The sequence below is a fragment of the Vibrio sp. PSi01 genome (assembly GCF_054960695.1).
Genome location: NZ_JBHNYN010000002.1, coordinates 227,208 through 252,177, shown reverse-complemented (window position 1 = coordinate 252,177; position 24,970 = coordinate 227,208). Strand labels below are relative to the sequence as shown.

The window sequence follows — 24,970 nt, the reverse complement described above, 5'->3', positions numbered from 1 at the left end:
AACTTTTCTGCGAATAACTTTTTCTGAGGCTAACCTTTCTGTGATTAACCTGAGTTAGGATTTGAATTAGTGCGCGGCTTGCGACATCCAATGTAATAAGTCGAGCGCGGGGTCATACTCTTGAGCTGCTGCCATGCCAATCCAGGTGACAGCCTCCGCTTGGCTGGCTTGAACGCCACTTCCAGAGATATACATCAACCCAAGCTGTGTTTGAGCTTCAGGGCTACCGTTATTGGCTGCGGTGACGAACCACTCCGCGGCTTTTTCATCATTCTGTTCTACGCCATCTCCGCTCAGATATAAGTAAGCGACAGAGAGCTGGGCATCCAATTGCCCTTGGTAAGCTTCATCCAACAGTTGCACGACATCTTGATGCTGCTGTACTTGATCATTTATGGCTTCATTCTCAAAGCTCTCGCTTCCAAAGCTTGCCTTGGCAAAAAACAGAACAACCAAAACACCCGCCAAAATCACGGTAGTTAAACGTTTATTGAGCATTTATTTCCTCCTCGGGAATAAAGTTCACGACGTCCCTGTTGAATGAATTAGGTGAAAAGTAGGAATGGCGCGATGATGCATAAGCTTGATAGCAATACGTTTTCAATTTTCATAATTGGCTCTCGAGTAATGATTGTTGAGTGAATCATCGACTGAATTAAATGGTCATAACATTCAGTCGATTAAGACAGAGACTTAAATCGCTTTCTCTATGATGGTTTCAATCGTCTGTTTCGAGATTGGGTAGAACTGAAAACAGATGTCTTTTTCAATCGCTTCTGCAATGTTGCTCTTCTCTTGCTCATCAAAGTCCCAGCTGCTGAAACGCTTCATCGCACCGACACTGGTTTGGAAGTTATTTAAGAAATCCAACACTCTCTGGTAAACCATCTCATCGGTTCCCGTAGTGTCGACAGAGAAAGCTTGAGCTAACTTCGCCGCATTCGGCATGTAGAACTCTGGCAGTGCTTCAATCACAACCGGCATTAATACCGTGTTGGCATCGCCATGTGGAATGTGGCTAATCGCACCAAAGGCATGAGCACAGTTGTGAATCGGAATACCGCCCAAAGACGAATAGAAAGCAGAAATCGCCATGGTGCTTGCTTGAAGAAGGTTGCCGCGTGCCGTTAGGTTTTCTGGCTCTTTCAATGCCAAGGGTAAGTTTTCAACAATCAATTTTGCAGCCTGAATACCGTAAGCGTCGGTGAATGCATTACTCATTGGCGAGACAATCGCTTCAACAGCGTGTGTTAGTGCATCCATGGCGGTAGAACGAGTCAGATGATCAGGCAGATTAGTGGTCACCGTTGGATCAAGGATCGCGATATCAGCTTCCAATCCAGACGCGACTAGACTTGCCTTAATGTTTTCATGTTCATTGTAAAAAACAGCAATCGGAGAGGCTTCTGCGCCCGTGCCAGCCGTTGTCGGAACCGCAATGTGTGGCACTCGAATATCTTCATTGTTTGGCCACACATCCATATGACCGCCGCCCGCAATCACCGTACGGATATCATCTATCTGTTTATGAAATGCGTATTTCACACCTTTAGAAGCATCAATCACACTGCCACCACCAACAGACAAGATCGCATCAGCATTGACGCTGTTTGCAAACTCAATGGCAGCGTTGATGTTGTCGCAAGTCGCGTCTGGCGCGATATCGGTGTACACACCAACAAGTTGAACTGCTTGTTCATTACCTGGCTGGTTCACCTTTTCGTTTACAAACAACGCCGAGAACTGCTCAACAAAACCAAGAGACTCCAAGCCTTTATCAGAAAAGAGCACGACTCTTTGCGCACCTAAGCGACCAAAAAGAGAAGGGATATTTTCAATGCCATTCTCTTGAGCATGAACAATGGTTTTAAGTTGAAAGTTAAAATTATTGGTTGTCATGGTATTTACCTCATTTCTAGTTGATGACTAAACAATAACCAATACAAACCGGTCGGTCTAGAGTGTTAATGTCAAAGATATGTCAATTAAGATCTTTATGGATCATTGCCCCAAAACGAAAAAAGCCCGCAAATGCGGGCTGTAGTAATAAGTTAGTGAGTGATCATTAAATAAGTGTCATTGACTCACCATGAGCAACTTATTAACTATTAACTATTAACGAAGATGAGCTGGCACCTTGCTTTTGTCTCTAGTGAGGTAGTAGTACAGGTAAACTAAAGAGTAGACAGTCACAAATCCATCGAGCGCAAACACACCGCTCCAACCGTAAAACCACTCATAATCGTTGATACATACGTTGTATAAGAATATGCCCACAAACATCGACTTCTCAAATGCACTGTAAATCATAGTCGAAGTACGCAGCGATTTGTACTTCGCCGAGACCATCAACAATATGCCGATACAACCGACCATAACGCCCCAGTGCTGATATGTGCCCATCAAATACGTGCTACTTTCCAACATCGTATCGTTGTACGAGAACAACGTCTGCATGCTCCAGTCCGGTGCCAGAAAGGTGGAAAAAGCAGTGGCAGTCAAGAATCCCGTGATCATCAAATACGACTTTATGGTTCTTTCAAAAAAACGTTCCAACATAAATAGCCTCTTATATAAATTTTTAATAATGAATAACGTAATATCAGGTATAACTTACTTGCCTAGCATGCTCATCACAGCTGCTTTTAATTCGTTGTCTTCTCTTGAAAACAGATGCTTAACTCGATGATCTAAGCCCGTTTCCAAAACTGTTTTTGCATGAGAGAAAGTCAGAAAACCTTCTTTACCGTGATAATTACCCTGCCCTGATTCACCAATGCCACCAAACGGCGCATCATCAACGGCTAAATGGAAAACGCAGTCATTGATACACATTCCGCCGGAATGAACTTGGTGCTTAACCTGACCCTGTAAACTCAAATCAAAGCTCATCAGGTAGAGTGCTAACGGCCTTGGTTTGCTATTGATGACTTGGAGCGCCTCTTCGATATTGCGATACGTAATCAAGGGTAATAGTGGGCCGAAAATCTCTTCGTTCATCACCTTGGATGACAGGCTTGGTTCAACAATCAGGTGCGTCACCAAGCGGTGGTTATCTAAGTCCATCGCTTCGTCATGGCAAGCGACGGTTCGCGTTCCAGCTTGTCGTTCTTCATTCAACAAACCCACTATCCGGTCGCATTGACGAGGATTGATTAGGGACGTCAAACTCTCGGAATACACCCCTTCATCGAATAGCAATTGGTACTGTTTTTTATACTCTTGAATGAAAGATTCAACTTTCCCTTCAGGTAGCAATACATAGTCAGGAGCCACACACACCTGCCCGTTATTGAGGCTCTTACCATAAATGATTCGCTCAACCGCGATATCAATTGGCATGTCTTCTGCAACGATAACCGGTGACTTACCGCCTAGCTCTAGCGTGACTGGAGTTAGCGTGTCAGCCGCTGACCTCATCACTTGGCGACCCACTTGGGTTGACCCCGTAAACAGAAGATGATCAAACGGCAATGCCGAAAATGCGGCTGCGATTTCTACCTCACCTTCAACCAAGCACACCTCATCAGCATCAAAAACTTCCGCCAATAGTGCTCTTAATACTTGATTTGTTTCTGGGGTAAATTCGCTCATTTTTATCATTGCGCGATTGCCTGCCGCCAGAGCCGATATAAGCGGGCCAACCGACAGCATAATTGGAAAATTCCACGGGGCAATGATCCCTACCACGCCTTTAGGTTGATAAACTACTTCAATACGAGAAGTTGAAAGCAAAGGGCCCGAATGACGAATCGAAGATGTCGACCAATGAGGCAAACACTCAATGCTGTAATTAATATTCCCGATGCAAGGCAATATGTCAGCCACCAATGTGTCTTGTCGACTGCGGTGACCATAGTCCTCACTTACCGCGACACACAAACGGTCTGTGTAATCGATGAGAGCAGATTTCAGCGCAAGCAACTGTTCTATTCTCACCGGCACAGTGGGCATCGGATCATCTGCAAAAGCGTCCTGCATATTCTTCAACGTCTCTGTCATTTGTGTAGCCGTCAATTCATGTTTCATACATCACCTCGTGGTTAATATAAGCACACAATAATCCAAAACAAACCGGTCGGTCCACAAGTTTATTGTCAGAGAATCGTCAATACGTTTTTGAATACCAGAAAAGAGGCATTCAAAAGCTGGGAATAGATCAGGGGCGTTTAAATAAAAATACGTAACTAATAACTGAGGGATAATTAGAAGATTTTGAATGGCGGGATCAAAAATGGCCGCTGAATGCGACCATTTGATAATTCTTTAAGTTTTTGTTTTAAATATACAATTTAAAACTAACGTTAGCTCTTGGCTACGTTCGCAATGCCTTCAAGTTGAAGTACTGGAGCAGCATCGATATCTTCTGCGTTCATCATAGATGAGACTCGCTGCATCGAAGAAAGCAGTAAACTTTGCTCCCACGGCTCAAGGTTTTGGAATTTTTTCACGAAGTTATCTTGTAGCGGCGGTGGTGCATTGCTCAACAACTCTTGACCCTTTTCAGTCAGGTTTGCGTGTACTTTGCGTCGATCAGATTCACTACGTACTCGTTGTACATAGCCGTTCAATTCTAAGCGATCGATGATTGTAGTCGTGGTTGCTTGACTCACATTAGTTTGATTAGACAACTCTTTGATCGTCACATTACCCATATCTTGGATTGCTCTCATTAAGATTAATTGAGGGCCAGTCAAACCATACTCTTTACTCAGCTTTTTCGAGTGTAAATCGATAGCGCGAATAATTTGGCGAATAGCGACCAGGATTTCGTCATGTTTGTCCAAGATGCAGACCTTTGTACTAATATACTGTGAGTGGATTTACAGTATCGAAGCAATGAAATGTCCTGAACTCTTGAGTCAGGTGCGTTCGAATTACACTGTAAATTGATAAATTACTTCATTAATTTTCCGCATTGTACTGATGTTCATACTATTCTCAATCTTTTCTATGCATCTGAATCTGCGCAGACCAACACTTTTGCTCAATAAGAGCCGATTTTTATTTATATAACAAAGAAAAAAGTAACCAAAATCACAAACATTGGTAGAGAAAAAGATTTTATAATCAAATAGGTAGAGAGATTACCATTGTCTCACTACCTATTTTATCTCTTAGAGAACAAATTATCTCAACTCAAACCATTAAGCGGCATTATTAAGTTGAAAATTACCTGTAAGAGCGCTGTAAAACTCACTGTTGTCCAAGATCCCGACCAACAGATCGTCTTCGACAAGCAAAATGGGATGATTGCTGATCTGTTTCAGCTTAATGGCATCACGCATACCGATCTCTGGGCTTGCCACCACAACACTCGACGCGTTGATTGCGGTCAAGTCATCAGACTCACTCCACTTAACAAGAGCCAAAGCGGATTCACCTTTTACAGATAAAATACCTTCATTCAGTTCAATCCATAGATCTTTTGCATCACAGATCTTCCAACTGTCATTCTCTTGTGTCAATGATCCAAGAGGCTGCATTAATGAACGACCTTTAAGTACGTTCAATGGGTTGGTGTGGGCAACGAAGTCTTTTACGTATTCGGTTTTTGGCGTTAATACGATCTCTTCTGGTTTTCCGTGTTGGATCAGTTGACCCGATTCCATGATCGCAATGTTGTTACCAATTTTTAACGCTTCATCAAGGTCATGGCTCACGAATAAAATCGTTTTATTAAGCTTGCTTTGCAATGTAAGCAGTTCATCTTGAAGCTGTGCTCGAATCAGTGGATCAAGCGCGGAGAAAGGTTCATCCATCAACAGAATGTCTGTGTCCATCGCAAACGCTCGCGCCAAACCAACACGTTGCTGCATGCCGCCAGAAAGCTCATGAGGGAATTTGGTTTCCCATTCAGCTAAACCAACCATCTCTAACTGTTCACGCGCCTTTTCACGACGAACATCTTTGGCTACGCCTTGCATTTCAAGACCAAATGCCACGTTATCTAACACGGTTAACCAAGGCATCAGTGCAAACTTTTGAAATACCATTGATACGCGGTGAGTACGTAAGTGACGAAGAGTCGCTTCGTCACATTGCTCGCCTAAGTCCACCAGTTTATCGCCATCTTTGATTGCTAAAGAACCTCGGCTAATTTCATTCAAACCGTTTACAGCGCGAAGCAGTGAAGATTTACCCGAGCCCGACAAACCCATCAATACACATATCTCGCCCTCTTTAACCGTCAACGACACATTATCCACACCAACAACTTGACCAGTCTCATCGATAATCTCTTGGCGAGTTTTACCTTGGTCTAGAAGTTCAAGTGCTTGATTGGCTTTATTACCGAACACGACATCAAGGTTTTTGATGGTAATCGCGTCCACTGCAGTCTGCTCTTGAGAATTCGCTTTATGTTCTTGAGGTACGGCTTTGCTTTCTTGAGACATAGCGTTATTTACTAAAGACATGATTAAGCTTCCTTCTGGTTTGGTGTCTTACACAAGCGATCAAGAATAATAGCGACCAGTACAATCGCCAGTCCGGCTTCAAAGCCTTGTGAAATGTTCACTGTGTTTAGCGCTCGAACCACAGGTTTACCCAGGCCGTCAGCACCAACAAGAGCCGCAATCACTACCATAGAAAGTGATAACATAATGCACTGCGTTACGCCTGCCATGATGCTTGGAAGCGCGGCTGGAAGTTCTACTTTTAACAACAACTTCATGCGGCTTGCACCAAAGGCTTTACCCGCTTCAATCAACTCTTCAGGGACTTTAGTCACCCCCAAATAGGTCAAACGAATCGGCGCGGCTATCGCGAAAATAATGGTCGAGATTAAGCCTGGAACGATACCTAAGCCAAATAGAACCAAAGTCGGAATCAGATAAACGAAGGTTGGAACGGTCTGCATTAAATCTAAGATCGGGCGCAACAGCGTGTATAGCCAAGGACGGTGAGCCGCCATAATGCCAACCGGTACGCCAATTAATACGGAAATCGTTGTCGCCGCAAAGACGAGAACAAAGGTTTCCAGCATTTCTTGCCAATAGCCAAGGTTGAGGATCGTCAGAAGCGCGGCGACGACGAAGATCACCAAAGACAGTTTGCGATGTAGATACCATGCAAGGGCTGCCGTAATAACAATAGGTAATGCAGGAGGCATCCACTTAAATACATCGACTAAAAACAGAATAACAGTTTCTAAAAAGATAGAGACAGCGTCAAAAAAGCCTGCTGCGTTGATTGTTAACCAGTCAACGCCAGCTTCCATCCATTGTCCGACAGGGATTTTGTTTTCCGTAATAAAATTCACAATATTGCCTTTCATTATTGGTGAGCCGAAGCTCACCTTTATTATTTATGTAGCTGTTGAGATAGGTAGAACTAAGCTTTTACTTGCTTTAGGTATTCAGTAACGGCTTGAGTTGCTGATTCACCTTTATGTGTTTTTACGTTGTCTAACCAAGCTTCAACTTGTTGTGGATTGTTGATTAACCATTGTTGAGCGGCTTGTTCTGGCTTAGCTTTCTGGTTAAGAATCTCTTCCATCAACTGGTTTTCCATCTCTAGAGTGAACTCTAGGTTTTGCAGAAGCTGCCCCACATTTGAACACTCTGACAAATAGTTTGAACGAACGTTGGTGTAGACATTCGCACCACCATAGTTCGGGCCAAAGAAGTCGTCACCACCAGCAAGGTATTCCATTTCAACATTACTGTTCATTGGGTGAGGAGCCCAACCAAGGTAAACAATCCATTGGCTGCGACGTGCCGCACGCGATACTTGAGATACCATGCCCGCTTCACTTGATTCCACTAGGCTGAAGTCTTTCAAGCCAAACGCGTCAGAATCAATCATTGATTGGATTAAGCGGTTACCATCGTTACCCGGCTCGATACCGTAGATACGATCTTTAAATTTTTCGGCATGTTTTGCTAGGTCTGCAAAGCTTTTTACACCTGCGTCGTATACGTACTTAGGTACAGCTAATGTGTATTTTGCACCTTCAAGGTTGGCACGAACTGTCTCTACAGTGCCCGCTTCACGATACTTAGCAATATCGCCTTCCATGGTTGGCATCCAGTTACCTAGGAACACGTCAATGTCACCATTCGCCATTGAAGAGTAAGTCACCGGTACAGAAAGTAGGTCGGTTTTGGTTTTGTAACCAAGGCCTTTTAATAGTTCAGAAGTAACGGCGGTTGTTGCAGTAATGTCTGTCCAGCCCACATCAGCAAAGCGAACGTTTTCACATTGTTGTGGCTCTACTGAAGCGTTAGCGTAAGCACTGAACGCGAATGAACTGATGGCTAATGTTACTAATGCCGTTTTTGTAGCGGTCTGTTTATGTTGAGTCGTCATAATGATTCCTTTTTATCTTTCCTTGTTCTGCCCTAACTCATACTAATCAGGGCAATTTTGCTGACTTTTAACTAATTTTTGTTGTTACTATTTTTATTATTACTGATTTTTCTATTTTCTATTCAATAACAGAGACTTACACTTCTCTTACTGGTTTATCTGTTCTTTGCTTGTCTTCCCACTCAGGAGCAATCCACACTGGAACATCCTGCTCTTTAAGCATCGGCTTACCAAGAATCAAATCGGAAGCGCGCTCGGCAACCATAATGGTTGGGGCGTTCAAGTTTCCATTTGGAATAGTTGGGAAAACAGACGAGTCGACAACACGCAGATTATCAATACCGCGAACACGGCACTCCTCATCAAGCACTGCCATTGGATCGTTATCAGCCCCCATTTTGCAGCCACATGAAGGGTGATACGCGCTTTCAACGTTCTGCTTAACCCATTCATCAATCGCTTCATCGGAAGTAATATTTAGACCAGGCTGAATCTCTTCGCCTCGGTAAACGTCCATCGCAGGTTGAGACAAAATCTCACGCGTCAGACGAATACAATCGCGCCAATCTTGGCGGTCTTGCTCGGTCGAGATGTAGTTGAAAATGATCTCTGGCTTGGCATGCGGATCAGCCGAAGTGATCGCAACCGTACCGCGACTTTCAGGCTTGTTAGGCCCAACGTGAACTTGGAAACCGTGACCATCAAAAGCCGCTTGACCGTCATAACGCATAGCTGCTGGTAGGAAATGGTATTGAATATTCGGCCACTTCAATCCTTTGCGTGAACGAATAAACGCACATGATTCAAAGTGGTTAGTAGCACCCAAACCTTTACGAGTCAGAATCCATTCCGCGCCAATCATGCCTTTGCTAACTAAACCAAGCTTACTGTTAAGCGTGATGGGTTCGTTACAGTGGTATTGGAAGTACACTTCTAGGTGGTCTTGTAGGTTTTCACCGACGCCACTGAGTTCGTGTTTCAGCTCTACACCAGCCTTTTCAAGCACGGCTTTCGGGCCGATACCAGAAAGTTGCAGCAGTTGAACAGAACCGATAGAACCGGCAGAAGAGATCACTTCTTTGTTCGCGACCGCGACTTGAGTATTGCCTGACTTTTCAAACTCGACACCGACTGCTTTCAGACCTGATTGGCCAGTTGAGTCTTGTGCTTCAAGTAAGAAACGGCGCGCCACGATGCCTTTCTTCAAGGTCAGGTTTGAACGCTTCAATGCACGGCGCAGATAAGCGTTAGAGGTTGAGGCTCTCACTCCCTTGTCTACCGTCATATGCATGGTGCCGAAGCCTTCTTGCTGGTAGCCGTTATAGTCTTGTGTTTCCGGGTAACCAGCGTCTTTACCTGCATCAATGAATGCTTGGTAAAGCGGGTTCAGATCCATATCGTTACCGTTACAAGTGCCTACTGGGCCATTGTCGCCACGGTATTGATCGCCACCTTTGTTCCATGATTCAGCACGGCGAAAATAAGGCAAACACGCTTGATAATTCCAACCGGCAGCACCCTCTTCTTCCCACTGGTCGAAGTCACAAGCATGACCACGCACGTAAACCATGCCATTGATTGATGAGCTACCACCTAACACTTTGCCGCGTGGGCAGTGCAGTTCACGTCCATCAAGGCCTGGCTCTTGTTGAGTCTCAAACTGCCATGCATATTTTTCAGTATTCATCGGGTAGGAAAGCGCCGTTGGCATTTGGATAAAAATGCTCTTATCCGTACCACCCGCTTCCAGTAATAAAACGCTATGTTCACCGCTTTCCGTTAGCCTATCCGCTAACACACAGCCGGCCGAACCCGCGCCGACGATAATATAATCGTAGCGTTGTTCCATATTTTAAGTTCCCTGAGATGAGTCAGTGAGGCTAGCTCTTTTAAGCTAGCCTGTTGAATTAAGTGTTACGCGTTAGGCATAAGGGCTGGCGTAACCGCCTAGCTCAATAAGAATGCTCTTCGTTTGCGTATAGTGGAGTAGAGTTTCTGGGCCATTTTCACGACCAACACCCGAAAGCTTGTAGCCACCAACAGGCATTTCTGCAGGTGAGTCACCCCACGTATTAACCCAACAAATACCTGCCTGCATTTGATGAATAACACGGTGAGCACGAGAAAGGTTTTGCGTGAACACGCCAGCAGCCAGGCCGTACTTAGTATCGTTAGCACGACGAATCACATCGTCTTCATCAGTGAACTTCAACACCGACATTACAGGGCCAAAGATCTCTTGTTGGACGTGTGGCATGTTGTCTTCGCAGTCCACAAACACGGTTGGGACAACAAAGTTGCCGTTCGCTAGCCCGTTGTCAGTCACTTGATAACCGCCAGTCAGCAATGTTGCGCCAGACTGTTTTGCTAGCTCAATCGCTTCAAGAACTTTTGAAAGGTGCTCTTTAGAAATCAACGCACCAATTTGAGTCTCCATGTCCATTGGATCACCAATGATCAGTTTTTCAGTGCGTGTCTTAAGTTGGTCGATAAAATCGTTGTAGATGTTTTCGTGTACATAAACACGAGTACCATTGGTACACACTTCACCTTGGGTGTAAAAGTTTGCGACCATAGAAGCGGAAACCGCATCATCCAATTTCGCATCATCAAACACGATCATTGGCGATTTGCCACCAAGTTCCATGGTCACCGATTTAAGCGTCTTAGCGCTATCCGCCATCACAGCCTTACCAGTGCCGGTTTCACCTGTGAAAGACACTTTAGAGATGTCTGGATGAGCCGTTAGCATTTGGCCGACACGGTAGTCACCCTGAACCACGTTAAATACACCATCTGGAAGGCCTGCTTCGGTAAATATCTCAGCAAGCTTAAGTGCCGTTAGCGGGGTTTCTTCGGAAGGTTTGAAAATCATCGCATTACCCGCAGCCAATGCCGGAGCCGATTTCCACATCGCGATTTGAATTGGGTAGTTCCACGCGCCAATACCGGCACAGATGCCAAGCGGTTCACGACGAGTGTAGAAAAATTGAGATTCACTAAGGGGTTGTTGATCGCCTTGAAGTGTAGGAGCGAGGCCTGCGAAGTATTCAATCACATCGGCACCAGACGCTACATCTACTTCAATCGCTTCTTGCAGTGGCTTACCCGTGTCAACAACCTCAAGGTTTGCAAGGTCATCATTTCGAGATCTAAGTATCGCTACCGCTTTCAAAAGAATACGACTGCGTTCCATGGCCGTCATTGCTGACCATACCGCAAATCCACGTTTCGCAGATTCAATAGCGCTATCCACGTCCGCTGAAGAGGCTTGGCCTAGCGTTGCGATAGGTTCGCCGTTTGCCGGGTTGATACTATCAAAGGTTTCACCAGACGTAGCTTTAACCGCTGCGCCATCGATGTATAACGAGTTCATTTCCATTTGAGATTCTGACTTAATTATTGTTATTAGACTCTGCTGGTCTATGTGTGAGTATTTATCGTTCAAGTACTATGATTGCAATGCGACGACCACGTTCTATGCGGTGTTACACGAGTAAAACGTCAGTTGTTTATCAAGATAATCATTGATGATGGCACGAGCCTTTTGAGCATTGATACCTTCAGGGTTTAACGTGCCTCTCAGCCATAACCCATCAATCAGAGAAGCAATCCCGTGAGCAACGAGATCCGCCTGTTCATGACTCAAAATACCTTTCAACTCAAGACGCAGATGTGAAATCAAACGTTTTTCATTCACACGCTGTAGTCTCTTCAATTGTTGGTCATGCATTGAATAGGACCAAAATGCCAACCATGCCTTCGCGACTTTATTTTCGGCTTGGTAACCTTCGAAGTTACCATCGATGATCGCGTTTATTCTCTGTTGGTGAGCATCAACAGGAAGCGCTTTTAGTGAAGTCGTGATGGTGTTGGATAATTGGCGAAGGATTTCACGCATCGTCTCTTCGAGCAGACCGTGTTTCCCACCAAAATAGTGATTAATGATACCTGTAGACACGCCCGCTTCTTTGCTGATCAACGCAATACTCGCGGCGTGTAAACCCACTCGGTCAATCACCGTCATGGTGGCTTGAACAAGCTGTGGTTTACGTATGTCAGGCATCCCAACCTTCGGCATTTCTCAGTCCTTTTATTTTATATTGAACGTTCAGTTAAATATAAAATGACAGAAATTTAGTTAGGGTTCAAATGATTATTTAAAACAAACCCGTAACAACACAGCATTCAAAACGATTAAATATCCATTAAAACATATACTTAAATATCATTTAGACCACTAATGAAATTAATTAAAGATTTGAGGTGTGATGGTTATTGGTCGAAAGTTTTTAGCGAAAAAGAGTAAAAATCAATCAGGTTAACGATATTTAGAACCTCGAGTAAAAACCTTAAAGTAGTGTTTGATGCAGGAAGGATATAAAGTGAAAAAGTGCATAAAAAAAGGTTGATAATGACCAAACCATTATCAACCTTTACGGAGCTTTAAATCTAAAGCGATGAATCTACCTAGGCTCACTCAATACGTGTAATGAACCCATACTTGTCAGAATCGGCCTTTGTCATCCAGTGTTCACCCGAAGCAGGGGCAGAATCTAAAGTGAAGATGTAGAAGTCGATCCCTTTGTCTCCCATGACCTTTTTAAAGTAGGTCGCTTGCTTGAGATGGCTTTCGTTGGTGTATGGGAATTCTTTAGCTGTTTTATCACCCTCAGCCCAGCTATGAACGCCCACTTGCTTATTAAGCTCAATGGCTTTGGTGGTATCTGCTCGTTGTAAAACTCGTGGGTTACCCGCCGCGAACAGATCCGTGCCGCCAGAGAACACCGAACCCGTTGGAGTAACGATTGTGGTCATATTGTTGCTATTGATCATGCGACCGGTGTACATGTTGATATCATCATCAGCACTGCCACCAATATGGTTATTAAATTTCAAGATCATTTCACTGCCTGGGTATAGCTTAACGATATCGAAAAGCTGCGAATAGGTTGTAACCCCAAGAGTAGAAGTAATTCGCTCAACAGCACCAGTGTTCTGGAGTACATCACGGTAAAATGCGTTAAAGGCAAATGAAGTAATGATAGTGACTTTGTTACCATTTTTAGTTTTGCTCAGAATCGTAGAGCCAAGACTCGTCACGTATTGCGACATCTCATTGTGATACTCAAGCTCAACCGCTTTTTTACTGGTCGCGCTCGTTTGAATTAACGTAGTTTCATTAGAAACAGAGCGCAACGCAGTACCGCAATCAAAGGAGTCATAAAAATTACCCTCACTGTAAATCGCACAGTCATCGACTCCTGCATCAGGAAGATACAGATCAACGCTCTGACCTAGGCGACTTGCTAGCCTTACCACTTTTTGCTTATCACTGATGTCTTCAGCAAACTGAATATTTTCATACAGCACACCATCGTAGGTGAGTTTCATGGATTCTTGGAGATCTTGCCTCTCTTGATATAACTCACCCAATTTAGCCGATGAAAATACATAATCGGCCTTAGGTTTCATTTGCACTTTGTTTGCCGCTTTACCCGAGTTAGAGCTTGAATTACAGCCCGCTAAGAGAATCAAAGGTAATGCTAGTAAAATCTTTTGATAGTGGTTCATGCCATTTTCCCAAAATATTTGATAGGGAAATTCTATTATTTAGCTCTCGAATTATCTGTCTTGAGAATGTAAGAGTATGTATGTTCTTTTTGAACATTGTTTTTTATTTTCCTATTAATTTCATATCAGCATTGAACTAGCTTAAAAAGTGTTTAATCATTCATCTCAGATATTTTTCGCGAAGCAATTAGACTCAATATGCAATAGCGATTAATTACTAAACAAGGTTCACTCACGTAATCTCGTATAAGCTAAACACACGATAAGGCTGGGAATGGAATGACAAAACCTAAAATGATCATCGTGGAAGACGATTTGAAACTTCAGAAAATGTTGCAAGACTACTTTGTCGCGCAAGATTTTGATGTATTGGTTCTGGACGATGGCAGTAATGCCGCGCAAACCATTCTTGCCGAACAACCTGACATCGTATTGCTGGATTTAATGCTTCCTGTAACCGATGGGCTGACAATCTGCCGACAGACGCGTACGCACTATAAAGGTAAAATCTTGATGCTCACCGCTAGCGATGACGACTTTGATCATGTCGCTGGTTTAGAGACAGGGGCTGATGACTATGTCACCAAGCCAATCAAACCAAGAGTTTTGCTAGCAAGGGTCCGTTCACTATTACGCCGTCAAGAAACGGTGGCTCATTCAATTGATGACTCTGATAACCTTCAATTTGATCAACTCGTACTGAAAAACACATACAAGAAGTGTGAACTTGCAGGTGCTGTTTTGTCACTCACAGACAGCGAGTTTGATCTACTTTGGTTGTTGGCAAGCAACCCAGATACGCCGTTATCACGGGACTATTTAACCCAAACACTGCGCGGGATTGAGTATGACGGGATCGATAGGACAATTGATAACAAGGTTGTGCGTCTAAGAAAGATACTCGGTGACGATCACACACCAGCAGAGAAAATTCAGACCATTCGCGGGAAAGGTTACTTATTTGTTTCGACCGCCTGGCATTAACCTCGCTCAATACGAGCGTAATGAAAGAGAGCGATTATGCGACGTATCTATTTGGAGTCCCTGCTTGGGCTGTTAGTTTGCTTTATGACCGGCCTTGTTGCCTACGAAATTTCTGTCTACCAGCTCAATACCGACTACGAATATGTAATGGAAGATTACGAAGCGACGGCCCACCAACAACTGATAGAAAACATCGCTAAAAATCAAGGTCTTGAAGCAGCTCAACAAGCGATAAATCAGTTTGTCGAAACCACACGAAATAAACTGGTCATGTTCAGTCCAAAAGATGAAATACCAACCCCCGTTTCAGAGTTCTTCAGTACTAACCCGAATACCTTTATCTTTCACGATGATGAACGAGATCTATGGTTTCGCCTCACAGGCAGTGATAATACCTACCATTACTTACCTGATAATGAAGCGTTCGTTCGGCAAAAAATCGAGCTTGAAGATGATCTCATTTGGTTGTTTTTCCTAGCAAGCTTTATCTTATACGGCTTATGCCACCTAGTTATTATTTTCCGACGGGTCAAAAAACTTGAATACGCCACCCTACGCTTTGCGGAAGGGGATCTCTCTTCACGAGCAGAGACTTCAAGCGGCATAGCCATTGGCTCACTCAATAAATCCTTCAACCTAATGGCTGACCGTATTCATCGCTTAATTGAGAGTAACCGCTCACTTACTAATGCCGTTGCTCACGAGCTACGCACGCCAATATTTCGTATACAGTGGCAAGCTGAAATGCTCAAAGACACGCCGCTCAATGAATCGCAACAACACACCGTTGAAAGTATCGTCGAAGACACAGAAGAGATGGAAAAGATGGTCGACGAACTGTTGTGCTACGCCAAACTTGATAGCATTGGCCTCGAAAACCTACAACAGCCATTAGAGATAAGAGACTTTCTTGAACATGCGATGACACGCTGGAACAAAGATACAGAACTCAACATCAGCTTATCACTGCCAGAACAACCTAGCTCGATACTAGCAGATGAAACGCTGCTTAACCGAGCCTTAGATAACCTAGTACGTAACGCAATGAAGTTTGCGCGTTCACAGGTGTCGATTGAGGCTAGCGTGCATCAAGATCAACTACAGATTGCGGTACATGACGATGGTGATGGCGTGGCACAAGAACACCAAGCTCGCCTGTTTGAACCTTTTTACGTTGGCGACAAAGCGCGTAACAAAGCCAAGAGCGGCCATGGTTTGGGGCTTTCTATCGTCGATAAGATCTGTGCTCAACATAACGCAACCGTGGAAGTTGGCCAGAGCCAAACTTTAAAGGGAGCCGTATTCACCATTACCATTCAGATATGTAATAATTCGGCTATGTAACGATTCAGCTGACAAACCCATACAGTAACTACAAAACACCTCTGGAATAATGTTCAACATCGGTCGGGAGATGCTGTCTCCCAATGAACTTATTGAGTCTAGATAATCATGACACTGTCGTTTATGGCTTGTCATTACAGCACTGCTAAGTAGTAGCAAAGTAAACCGTTACTCGTTAACTCGCACTTTGTTAGCAGTTGAAGCCATGGGCTTACTATCTAAATTCCCAATCATTCTTAAGGTATTTTTATGAAAAAGTTATTGTGTGTTTTAGGCGTTATCTCTCTAGCAGGTTGTTCAGGTATTAGTCACAACGATGAAGTTTACACTGCACACGCTGAAAGCTTCAATATTGTGGGTTTCCAAGTTCCTGGTAACACTCAAGATCGTGCAATGGAATTAGTGCCAGAAGGTGCAACGGTTGAAACAATTCGCTCAACAAACTCTGATACAAGCTCTGTTATGGGTATCATCAACCGTATTATCGGCATCGACTACGTTCAAGTGGGCGGTAAAAAGCAATAATTCTTAAAAAAACAGCAACTTGATAAAGCTTGCGTACCTTTAAACGCTAGCTTTAGAAAGCTGAAACATTCTAAGCCAGTGACTATCCGTCGCTGGCTTTTTCATACCACTTATTTTGTGCTCTGTGCTAGATAAAGCTCCACTTGGCTAACTCTCTTGTAACTAACAATTCAGAAAATAAGACCAAAAGTCGTCAATTCCTTATCAAAATTTCCTTTAAATTCGGCTTAATAGTCTTTCGTTCAAACTGAACTCCCCAAATCGTTGATCCTTCTATCAACCCATCGCACGTAAATTGCGGCACAGTTCAATTTTCGCAAAAAACTTAATTCTCTTGAAAAATAAACACTTAATAAAAGTGTCATCATTTTATAAACAAAAAAGGTGAATTGGTTCAAAAATAAACAGAAATGATTACTAGCTGTAAATGTGCAAGATATAAGTTTCATGAATAAAAGCGATCATTGCCATGCTACTAATTAATCAGATCGAATGATGTAAATTATTTGTAATGAGTTTGTTACTTTCGTCTTTGTTTTTACATGGAAAGAGAAAATAACAATGAAAATAAAGAAACGTTTAGTTGCCGTTGCTATAGCCAGCGCTATGTCTTTGTCTGTGCACGCAAGTGAATCCGTTCAAATCAATCAACCGATCAATTTTACTAACTTTTCTGGGTTAAATGCTCAATTAGGTGTCAGTAATGCCTCTAGCTTTAAGATGCTAAAAGAGGTGAGCCTCAAAAAGCGTGGTATCTACAAAGTTAAGATCCAACAGAACATCTGGGGAACACCTGTTTGGGGGCACTACCTAAATGCCACCCAAAGTGTCCAAGGTGGCGCACTCAAGTCTGTTCAAGGCAACTACCTTAAAACGTCGACCCTAGAGCGATCTTTTGTTAAGCCATCGATCAACAGCTCTCAAGCGGTTGAGCTTGCGAGTAAAGATCTCAAAGTTCAGGGCTTAACCAGCAAATCTTTAGACAACGTCCAACATGAACTGTTTATTTATCAAAGTTCAGGAAAACAAGGACATGACAAAACACGCCTAGTCTACGTTGTCTCTTATCTCGTTGAAGGCAGAGAACAGCCGACTCGACCATTCACCATGCTTGATGCACATACAGGCGAAGTTATCGACCGTTGGGAAGGTATTGCTCACGCACAGATCGGAACAGGCCCCGGTGGTAACGAAAAAACAGGCATTTACGAATACGGTACCGACTACCACTACCTTGATGTGGTAGAAAATGGCACAGAGTGTGTCATGGAATCGGAAAATGTTGTCACCGTTGACCTAAATGGTGCGACCGACGGCGACACCACGTATAGCTATGAATGTCCTCGTAACGAACATAAAGAAGTGAATGGAGCCTTCTCTCCGCTCAACGATGCACACTACTTCGGTAACATCGTGTTCGACATGTATAAGAACTGGTTCGACACAGCGCCACTCTCTTTTAAACTCATGATGCGTGTTCACTACGGTAACAACTACGAGAATGCATTTTGGGACGGCAAGGCAATGACCTTTGGCGATGGTGAAAACTTCTTCTATCCACTTGTTAGCCTAGACGTGTCAGCACACGAAGTGAGCCACGGTTTCACTGAGCAAAACTCAGGTTTGGTTTACGCGAATCAATCCGGGGGTATGAACGAGGCTTTCTCTGACATGGCGGGTGAAGCGGCTGAATACTACATGAAGGGCACCAACGACTGGATGGTCGGCCGCAATATCTTCAAAGGCGAAGGCGCTCTGCGTTACATGGACGATCCATCACGCGATGGCTCTTCAATCAACAACGCATCTGAATACTACGATGGCTTGAACGTGCACTACAGCTCAGGTGTGTTCAACAAAGCGTTCTACCACCTTGCAACCACGCAAGGCTGGGATACTAAAAAAGCGTTCGAACTGTTCGTGTTAGCCAACCAAATCTACTGGTCTGAAAACAGTGATTTCTGGCAGGGCGCTTGTGGCGTGAAGAACTCAGCAACCGATCTTGGCTACAGTGCCGATGACGTGGTTTCTGCGTTCAACTTAGTGGGCGTATCCCCTTGTGGCGAGCCACCACTTCCGCCAGAACCTGAATATCGACGTCTTGAAAATGGTGTTGAAGCGGCAGTTGCTGGTGAAACAGGCTCAAAAACTTACTTCGATATCGAAGTACCAGAAGGCCAAGACAAGCTGACGATTGATCTTGCTGTATCTACTGGTGACCCGGATATGTATGTCGGTCTAGATTATGCGCCAAGCTCTCAAGAAAATATTTGTAAGAGTGAAACCGTGACTGACGAAGTGTGTGTGATTGAGAACCCAACCTCAGGTCGCTACACAGTAAACATTCTAGGCTACTCAGATTACGCAGGTGCAAACCTAAAAGCATCGTACAAATCAGGCAACGCTAACGTACCGCCAGTTTCTTCTTTCGAACACACCATTGTAGGTAAAGAAGTAGAGCTGCGCAGCACAAGTTCGGACAGCGATGGTCAGATCGTCTCTTACCAATGGAATCTAGGCGATGGCAACACGCAAACAGGTGAAGTGACTCGTTATACCTATGCTGAAGCTGGCGACTACGTGGTTACCCTAACAGTGACTGACGATGCAGGTGTTGCGACATCAACAAGCAAGTCGATCACGATTGAAGGTGATTCAGCGGAAGGCTTCCCACTAAAACTGAAGTTTGGTAACAAAAATCCGAACGGCAAGGCTCGCGTTAAGCTGGCGTGGGATTACGACACCAACGACTACTTCGTGATTAAGCGTAACGGCAAGAATGTTGGTGCGACAGACTTCAACTCATACGTAGACAAGTTCCGTCACAACGGCACAGTAGATGTGGAGTACCAAGTGTGTACCTCAAGCGATATCTGTTCAGAAACCAAGCACTACCGTTTCATTAAAGCACAGTAATCGATAGCAAATTCAGGGCTCCGCAAGGGGCCCTTTTCTCTATTGTCTGTTTAGCGCATGAAACATCTACACAAAAACATCCACGCATTACACAAAAATCACACCCATCAAGATAACAATACTCACCATAAAAAGGACGACAAATGGCTATTCAAAAAAGCATGCTAGCTTTAGCTGTACTCGGAGGTTCTCTAGCCTTAATCAACAGTACTTCGGCTTACGCATCCCTAGGCATCACACCACCAGCGAACGAGGAGGTTTGGATCACCACCGATGCTGACGCACAGCATATAATGACTCAGCATGGCGCAACGGTTTACCCAAGCGTGACTGGAAACAAGCATTCCATCGTCGCGAAAATCAACGCAAAACAGCTGGCTAAACTCTCTAGCCACATGCACGAAGAAACCCACCGCTGTGGTGGCTACATGGTGCATGAAGACAAAGCAAGCGCACTCAAAGCCGCAGCGATGCCACTGACAATGAGCACCTTCGAAAAGCCGGTGATCAGCCATCAAGACACAGTGAACGACCTACTCGCTCAGGTCGAGCCGAACAACATGGTCACGACCATCGAAAATCTAACCAACTTCACCAACCGTTTTTATACTACTTCTACTGGTGTCGCTGCTTCAGATTGGCTTTTAGATCGTTGGGAATCAGAAATTAAAGACGTACCGTATGCGTCTGCACGCCAGATCACTCATGCCGAATATCCGCAAAAATCCGTTGAAGTGACACTGCTTGGCGCTAAATATCCTGAAGAGATCGTCGTTGTTGGCGGACACCTTGATTCGACTGTTGGATCTTGGACAAGCGAAGGCACCATCTCACCGGGAGCCGATGATGATGCGTCTGGTATTGCGACCGTAACTGAGTCGCTTCGCCTGATGATCGCCAGTGGCATTCAGCCCGACAAAACAATTAAGTTCTATGGTTATGCAGCAGAAGAAGTAGGGCTGCGCGGCTCACAAGATGTCGCCAACGCTTTAAGAGACGAGCAAGCAAACGTTGTGTCGGTGTTGCAATTAGACATGACCAACTACAACGGTTCAGCGCACGATATCACCTTCATCACGGACTATACCGACAGCAACCTAAACGCCTACTTAAGCGAGCTGATCGACACTTACGCTAGCGACATCAGTTACGGTTTCGATGATTGTGGCTATGCCTGTTCTGACCACGCCTCTTGGCACAATGTTGGCTACCCAGCAGCCATGCCATTCGAAAGTATGTTCAACGACTACAACCCAAACATTCATACTCAGCACGACACGCTTGAGAACTCCGATCCAACAGCGACACATGCGACCAAGTTCGCCAAACTGGCCATTGCTTACCTTGTCGAAACCAGCCTTGATTCGCCCGTTGCAGGCCCTAAAGAGCTGCAAAATGACGTGCCTGTTGAAGGGCTTACTGCAGGATATGGTGAAGAGCAGTTCTTCACATTTACAACGGAAAGTGCAGGTCAGTTAACGGTGACATTAACAGGCCCTCGTAGTGGTGATGCGGATTTATATGTGAAACACAATGGTACAGTATCGAAAACAAGCTACGATTGCCGCCCATACCAAAATAGCAGCAACGAACAGTGTGTATTGAACAAACCAGCCGGTGAATTCAACATCATGGTGCATGGTTATCGTAACTTTAACGATGTCACTATCGTCGCAACCTTCGTTCCTGATTAGCTTTAAGTTTAGTTGCTAGCAACTAACTCGAGCAAACACGGCTAAAACTAAAAATCCGCGAGTTCGATCCTAAATAGAATGGAGCTGGCGGATTTTTTATTATCTTCGGAGAAAAGTTCGATCAATGATCTTCAGTTATCACAAGCCGTCTTTTTCATCACCTTGCCACAAATGTATTCGCCAATCGGCATCGCAGAAGTCGCTGCAGGCGATGGCGCATTACACACATGCAAGCTTCTTGGGCTTTCTGCAAACAGGAAGTCATGAACCAAAGTGCCATCTTTGAGCACCGCTTGAGCGCGTATGCCTGCTGGGTAAGGTTTGAAATCTGACACCGTAATGCTCGGGCAATATTTGTTGACCAATTTTAGATAGCCCGGCTTCCACCACGAGTTCTTAAGCTCGACCAAACCGGTTTTCAGATTATTCGCAGTCACTTTCCAAAAGCCCGCAAATCTCAACATCTGCCAAGTGTCCTTAAAACTAAAGTTCAGCTTGCCATAGCCTTCTCTCTTCCAACCTTGAACTGCATTTGGCCCTACTGTTACGGAGCCATCAATCATACGTGTTAAGTGCACCCCCAAGAAAGGCAGTTCTGGATCAGGGATCGGATAGATAAGGTGATTCACCACCTGGTTGTGTTTCGCGTCCAACTGATAATACTCACCACGATAAGGCACGATTTGAAAGTCGGTTTCAATGCCAAGCATGCTAGTCATTCTGTCGGCCATCAAACCAGAACAAGTGATCAAGAATCGGCTGTTCAGTTGTAGAGTTTGACCATCTACTTTGCACGTTAACTGTACTTCATCTTCCAGTTCATCCGCCATGATCACTTCTGTGCCTAGACTGAGCTTGCCACCCGTCTCAACAAACTCTTGAGCCATTACTTCGGTCACTTTTCTGTAGTCGACGATACTGGTGGTTTTGACATAAATCGCGCCCAAGCCCGTGATGTTAGGCTCGGCAAGTTTCAGTTGCGCTTGGTCCAACAAATCGACATCAATGTCGTTATCATGACAACGTTGATAGAGCGCATTCATGCGCTCGACTTCCTGCTCATTGGTTGCGACCAACAACTTACCGCAGTTTTCGACAGGGATATCGTGTTGGCTGCAAAAGGCGATAGTTCGCTCGACGCCACGCTTACAAAAATCGGCCTTTAAACTGCCTGGAGCATAGTAAACGCCAGCGTGAATCACACCACTGTTATGGCCAGTTTGGTGCTGCGCGAAGCCACGCTCCTTTTCGACTAAAAGGATACTTTTATCAGGGTGAGCTTGCTGTAATTGCCATGCCGTCGACACACCAACGATGCCACCACCAACGATAATATAGTCGTATGTTGAGTTCATAATATTCCTACATTCAATCCTTTAATTATAGGGAAGACGCGACAGTGTTAGATCCGGTTTGAGGTAACTTTTTTTCCTCACTTTCTGATTCCTTTTTCACTTGATTTGCATCGTATTTACGACCGCTGTAGATGAAGATACCAACAAAAATGGCAACACATACCAAACGGATCACGACTGAAACATCAGGCCATACTAGAGCTATACCTATCGCAACCAACACTACTCGAGTAACAATATTAACTTCGCTCTCTAAATAACCTTCAATCGCCGCGATAAACGCGTAAGTACCAATAACAGCAAAGCCACCCGTGACTAACACGGAGGCCACATCCCAACTTACCAAGTTAGTGTAGGCAATCAACAATGGTACTAAATACAAGCCTTTGGCGATCTTCCATGCCATTAAGCCCGTTCTCATCGGGGGTGTTTTAGCAATGGTTGCAGCCGCAAATGCAGTTAAACAAACAGGCGGAGTCACGTTGCTGTCTTGCGATAACCAGAAAATAATTAAGTGAGCCGAAAGCAGTGCAAGGCTGATAGCTTCTAAGCCAAGGCTCTGTTCAAGCAGAGTTTCCACAAAATCAGCAGGAACTAACGCAATCATCTCTTTCGCCGTTTCCAACGCCATCGGTGCGTTCAATAGATCAAGCTTATCTGGCGCAGCCAACATAAAGATGGCTTTAGCTTGCTCAGGAAGCTGCCCTGACACCAACAAGTCGAGCAGTTGACTTTCAGCAATCAATTTATACAAGGCAGGAGCAGACAATGTTCCCAACACAATATAAGCCGCCGTTACAGGTAACCCCATACCCAGAATCAAAGACGCCAGTGCGATCAACGCAATCATCACCAGTAACTCGCCATTCGCCCAGCTGTTGATCATCAAAGAGAAGGTGTTACCAATTCCCGTAGTGCTAATGACATTAACAACTAGACCAATACCAACTAGTAACACAGCCGTTGTCGCCATGTTTTTTGCGCCTTGAGACAAAGCTTCAATGATCGCTTTCGGTCCCATTTTGTGATTTTTAGAGAACCATGATGCCACCACCACAGAAAGAATCGAAATACCCGCAGCGTAAGTCGGCGTAAAGCCTTGAACGAGCAAAGTCACTAACACGGCCAATGGGATCAGGTTGTGCCAGCCCGACAGCAATACCTTTAACAAAGGTTCACAGCCAGAGGTCACCTTTTGTACACCACTACGCTTCGCTTCGATACGCACGAAAAAGGCCACTGACAAAAAGTAGATAAGCGCAGGAACAAAGGAAACCGCAATAATATCGACATAAGGGATCTGCGTGTAAGAGGCCATGATGAACGCGCCCGCACCCATCACAGGTGGCATCAACTGCCCGCCAGTGGATGCAGCCGCTTCAACACCTGCCGCGAAACGCGAAGGGAAACCTGCCTTTTGCATCAAGGGAATACTGATCACGCCCGTCGATACTGTGTTTGCTACGCTCGACCCGGAGACAGAGCCCATCAAGCCGGAGCCAATAACGGCAATGAAACCAGGGCCACCAATCACTTTGCCCGCCGCGGCACGGGATACATCAATAATGTAGTCGCCGACACCAGATCGAACTAAAAATGCGCCAAATAAGATGAACATGAACACGAAGGTCCAACTGATTCTTGAGATCGAACCAAACATCCCTTCTGATGAGTAAAAGCTTCGATAAAGTAACGTCTCAAGGCTTAAACCCGGAAAATGAAAAATACCGCTGGTCCATTGTCCCCAAAGCACTACATAACTTAAGCACACTAAGATAAGCACTGGAATGAACCAGCCCATAGTGCGTCTAATCAGCTCAATGACGATGGCAATCGCCAAGATAGAGAAAAACCAATCACTGGCGATAAATTTTACGCCTCGGTCATACAACGCATCTTCGGCAAAGGGAATGTAGATAAGGCAAGCTAAAGCAGCCAAGGCAATCCCAATATCGATAGCTAATGCTATTTTGCTTTTTTTAAGCGAGACATGGGCGGGATACCAAAGTGCGCAAATGATTGCGAAACCAGCGAAATGCGTCGCCGAAATCCAAAGCTCTGGCAAGGTAGATAAGGTATTAAACCAAATATGTAGGAGGGAGAGTATCACTCCCATTGTCGTTATTGCTTTGCCTACCCAAGGGAAATCTGTTCGGGTAGGCAATTCGAATTTTTTCAGTTCCTGCTGCAGCGAATCGCTCATAGAAAACTCCTGCTCTCCACAGCCAAACGCGCAGAGAAAATCCATAAAGTAAGGTGGTGCGT

At 44.6% G+C, this 24,970-nt stretch carries 19 protein-coding genes; 5 read left to right on the top strand and 14 right to left on the bottom strand.

The window, feature by feature from the left end; translation table 11 throughout:
* Positions 1-66: 66 nt before the first annotated feature.
* From ACFI6G_RS04235 to ACFI6G_RS04180, 12 genes are all read right to left on the bottom strand, one after another.
* Positions 67-498 (bottom strand): tetratricopeptide repeat protein, encoded by a 432-nt coding sequence (locus ACFI6G_RS04235; protein WP_010431998.1) that lies wholly within the window; start codon positions 496-498, stop codon positions 67-69.
* A gap of 195 nt (positions 499-693) precedes the next feature.
* The gene (locus ACFI6G_RS04230) at positions 694-1,899 is read right to left on the bottom strand and encodes an iron-containing alcohol dehydrogenase (protein ID WP_016769000.1); all 1,206 of its coding nucleotides are present in this window, start codon (positions 1,897-1,899) and stop codon (positions 694-696) included.
* Positions 1,900-2,115: 216 nt separating this feature from the next.
* Positions 2,116-2,559 (bottom strand): hypothetical protein, encoded by a 444-nt coding sequence (locus ACFI6G_RS04225; RefSeq protein WP_010432014.1) that lies wholly within the window; start codon positions 2,557-2,559, stop codon positions 2,116-2,118.
* A 54-nt stretch (positions 2,560-2,613) separates the two neighbouring features.
* On the bottom strand, positions 2,614-4,029 hold the full coding sequence (locus ACFI6G_RS04220) for a coniferyl aldehyde dehydrogenase (RefSeq protein WP_016768999.1): 1,416 nt from the start codon (positions 4,027-4,029) through the stop codon (positions 2,614-2,616).
* 275 nt (positions 4,030-4,304) lie between these two features.
* A complete protein-coding gene (locus ACFI6G_RS04215) occupies positions 4,305-4,787 on the bottom strand; it encodes a MarR family winged helix-turn-helix transcriptional regulator (RefSeq protein ID WP_016768998.1) in 483 nt (160 codons plus the stop codon).
* 360 nt (positions 4,788-5,147) lie between these two features.
* Positions 5,148-6,419 (bottom strand): choline ABC transporter ATP-binding protein, encoded by a 1,272-nt coding sequence (choV, locus tag ACFI6G_RS04210; protein WP_016787449.1) that lies wholly within the window; start codon positions 6,417-6,419, stop codon positions 5,148-5,150.
* A 2-nt stretch (positions 6,420-6,421) separates the two neighbouring features.
* The gene (gene choW, locus ACFI6G_RS04205) at positions 6,422-7,264 is read right to left on the bottom strand and encodes a choline ABC transporter permease subunit (protein WP_010432025.1); all 843 of its coding nucleotides are present in this window, start codon (positions 7,262-7,264) and stop codon (positions 6,422-6,424) included.
* A 71-nt stretch (positions 7,265-7,335) separates the two neighbouring features.
* The gene (locus ACFI6G_RS04200; protein WP_102270320.1) at positions 7,336-8,313 is read right to left on the bottom strand and encodes a choline ABC transporter substrate-binding protein; all 978 of its coding nucleotides are present in this window, start codon (positions 8,311-8,313) and stop codon (positions 7,336-7,338) included.
* 136 nt (positions 8,314-8,449) lie between these two features.
* Positions 8,450-10,162, bottom strand: a complete 1,713-nt coding sequence (betA, locus tag ACFI6G_RS04195; RefSeq protein WP_010432031.1) for a choline dehydrogenase — start codon at positions 10,160-10,162, stop codon at positions 8,450-8,452.
* Between the two features lie 72 nt (positions 10,163-10,234).
* On the bottom strand, positions 10,235-11,695 hold the full coding sequence (gene betB, locus ACFI6G_RS04190; protein ID WP_462710148.1) for a betaine-aldehyde dehydrogenase: 1,461 nt from the start codon (positions 11,693-11,695) through the stop codon (positions 10,235-10,237).
* A 96-nt stretch (positions 11,696-11,791) separates the two neighbouring features.
* Positions 11,792-12,394 (bottom strand): transcriptional regulator BetI, encoded by a 603-nt coding sequence (gene betI, locus ACFI6G_RS04185; RefSeq protein ID WP_016797845.1) that lies wholly within the window; start codon positions 12,392-12,394, stop codon positions 11,792-11,794.
* A 395-nt stretch (positions 12,395-12,789) separates the two neighbouring features.
* Positions 12,790-13,887, bottom strand: a complete 1,098-nt coding sequence (locus ACFI6G_RS04180) for a hypothetical protein (RefSeq protein WP_016789972.1) — start codon at positions 13,885-13,887, stop codon at positions 12,790-12,792.
* Between the two features lie 279 nt (positions 13,888-14,166).
* Between ACFI6G_RS04180 and ACFI6G_RS04175 the strand changes: the two genes are divergently transcribed.
* From ACFI6G_RS04175 to ACFI6G_RS04155, 5 genes are all read left to right on the top strand, one after another.
* The gene (locus ACFI6G_RS04175; RefSeq protein ID WP_010432042.1) at positions 14,167-14,871 is read left to right on the top strand and encodes a response regulator; all 705 of its coding nucleotides are present in this window, start codon (positions 14,167-14,169) and stop codon (positions 14,869-14,871) included.
* Between the two features lie 36 nt (positions 14,872-14,907).
* A complete protein-coding gene (locus ACFI6G_RS04170) occupies positions 14,908-16,215 on the top strand; it encodes a sensor histidine kinase (protein ID WP_010432046.1) in 1,308 nt (435 codons plus the stop codon).
* 249 nt (positions 16,216-16,464) lie between these two features.
* Positions 16,465-16,740, top strand: a complete 276-nt coding sequence (locus ACFI6G_RS04165) for a hypothetical protein (RefSeq protein ID WP_010432049.1) — start codon at positions 16,465-16,467, stop codon at positions 16,738-16,740.
* Positions 16,741-17,301: 561 nt separating this feature from the next.
* Entirely contained in the window at positions 17,302-19,656 is a 2,355-nt protein-coding gene (locus tag ACFI6G_RS04160) for a M4 family metallopeptidase (protein WP_102297806.1), read from the top strand.
* A 143-nt stretch (positions 19,657-19,799) separates the two neighbouring features.
* The gene (locus ACFI6G_RS04155; protein WP_016794862.1) at positions 19,800-21,350 is read left to right on the top strand and encodes a M28 family metallopeptidase; all 1,551 of its coding nucleotides are present in this window, start codon (positions 19,800-19,802) and stop codon (positions 21,348-21,350) included.
* A gap of 131 nt (positions 21,351-21,481) precedes the next feature.
* Here ACFI6G_RS04155 and lhgO read toward each other — a convergent pair whose 3' ends face one another.
* Both lhgO and ACFI6G_RS04145 read right to left on the bottom strand, forming a co-directional pair.
* Positions 21,482-22,705 (bottom strand): L-2-hydroxyglutarate oxidase, encoded by a 1,224-nt coding sequence (gene lhgO, locus ACFI6G_RS04150; protein WP_462710147.1) that lies wholly within the window; start codon positions 22,703-22,705, stop codon positions 21,482-21,484.
* Positions 22,706-22,730: 25 nt separating this feature from the next.
* Positions 22,731-24,908, bottom strand: a complete 2,178-nt coding sequence (locus tag ACFI6G_RS04145) for a TRAP transporter permease (RefSeq protein ID WP_102397462.1) — start codon at positions 24,906-24,908, stop codon at positions 22,731-22,733.
* Between the last annotated feature and the right edge of the window lie 62 nt (positions 24,909-24,970).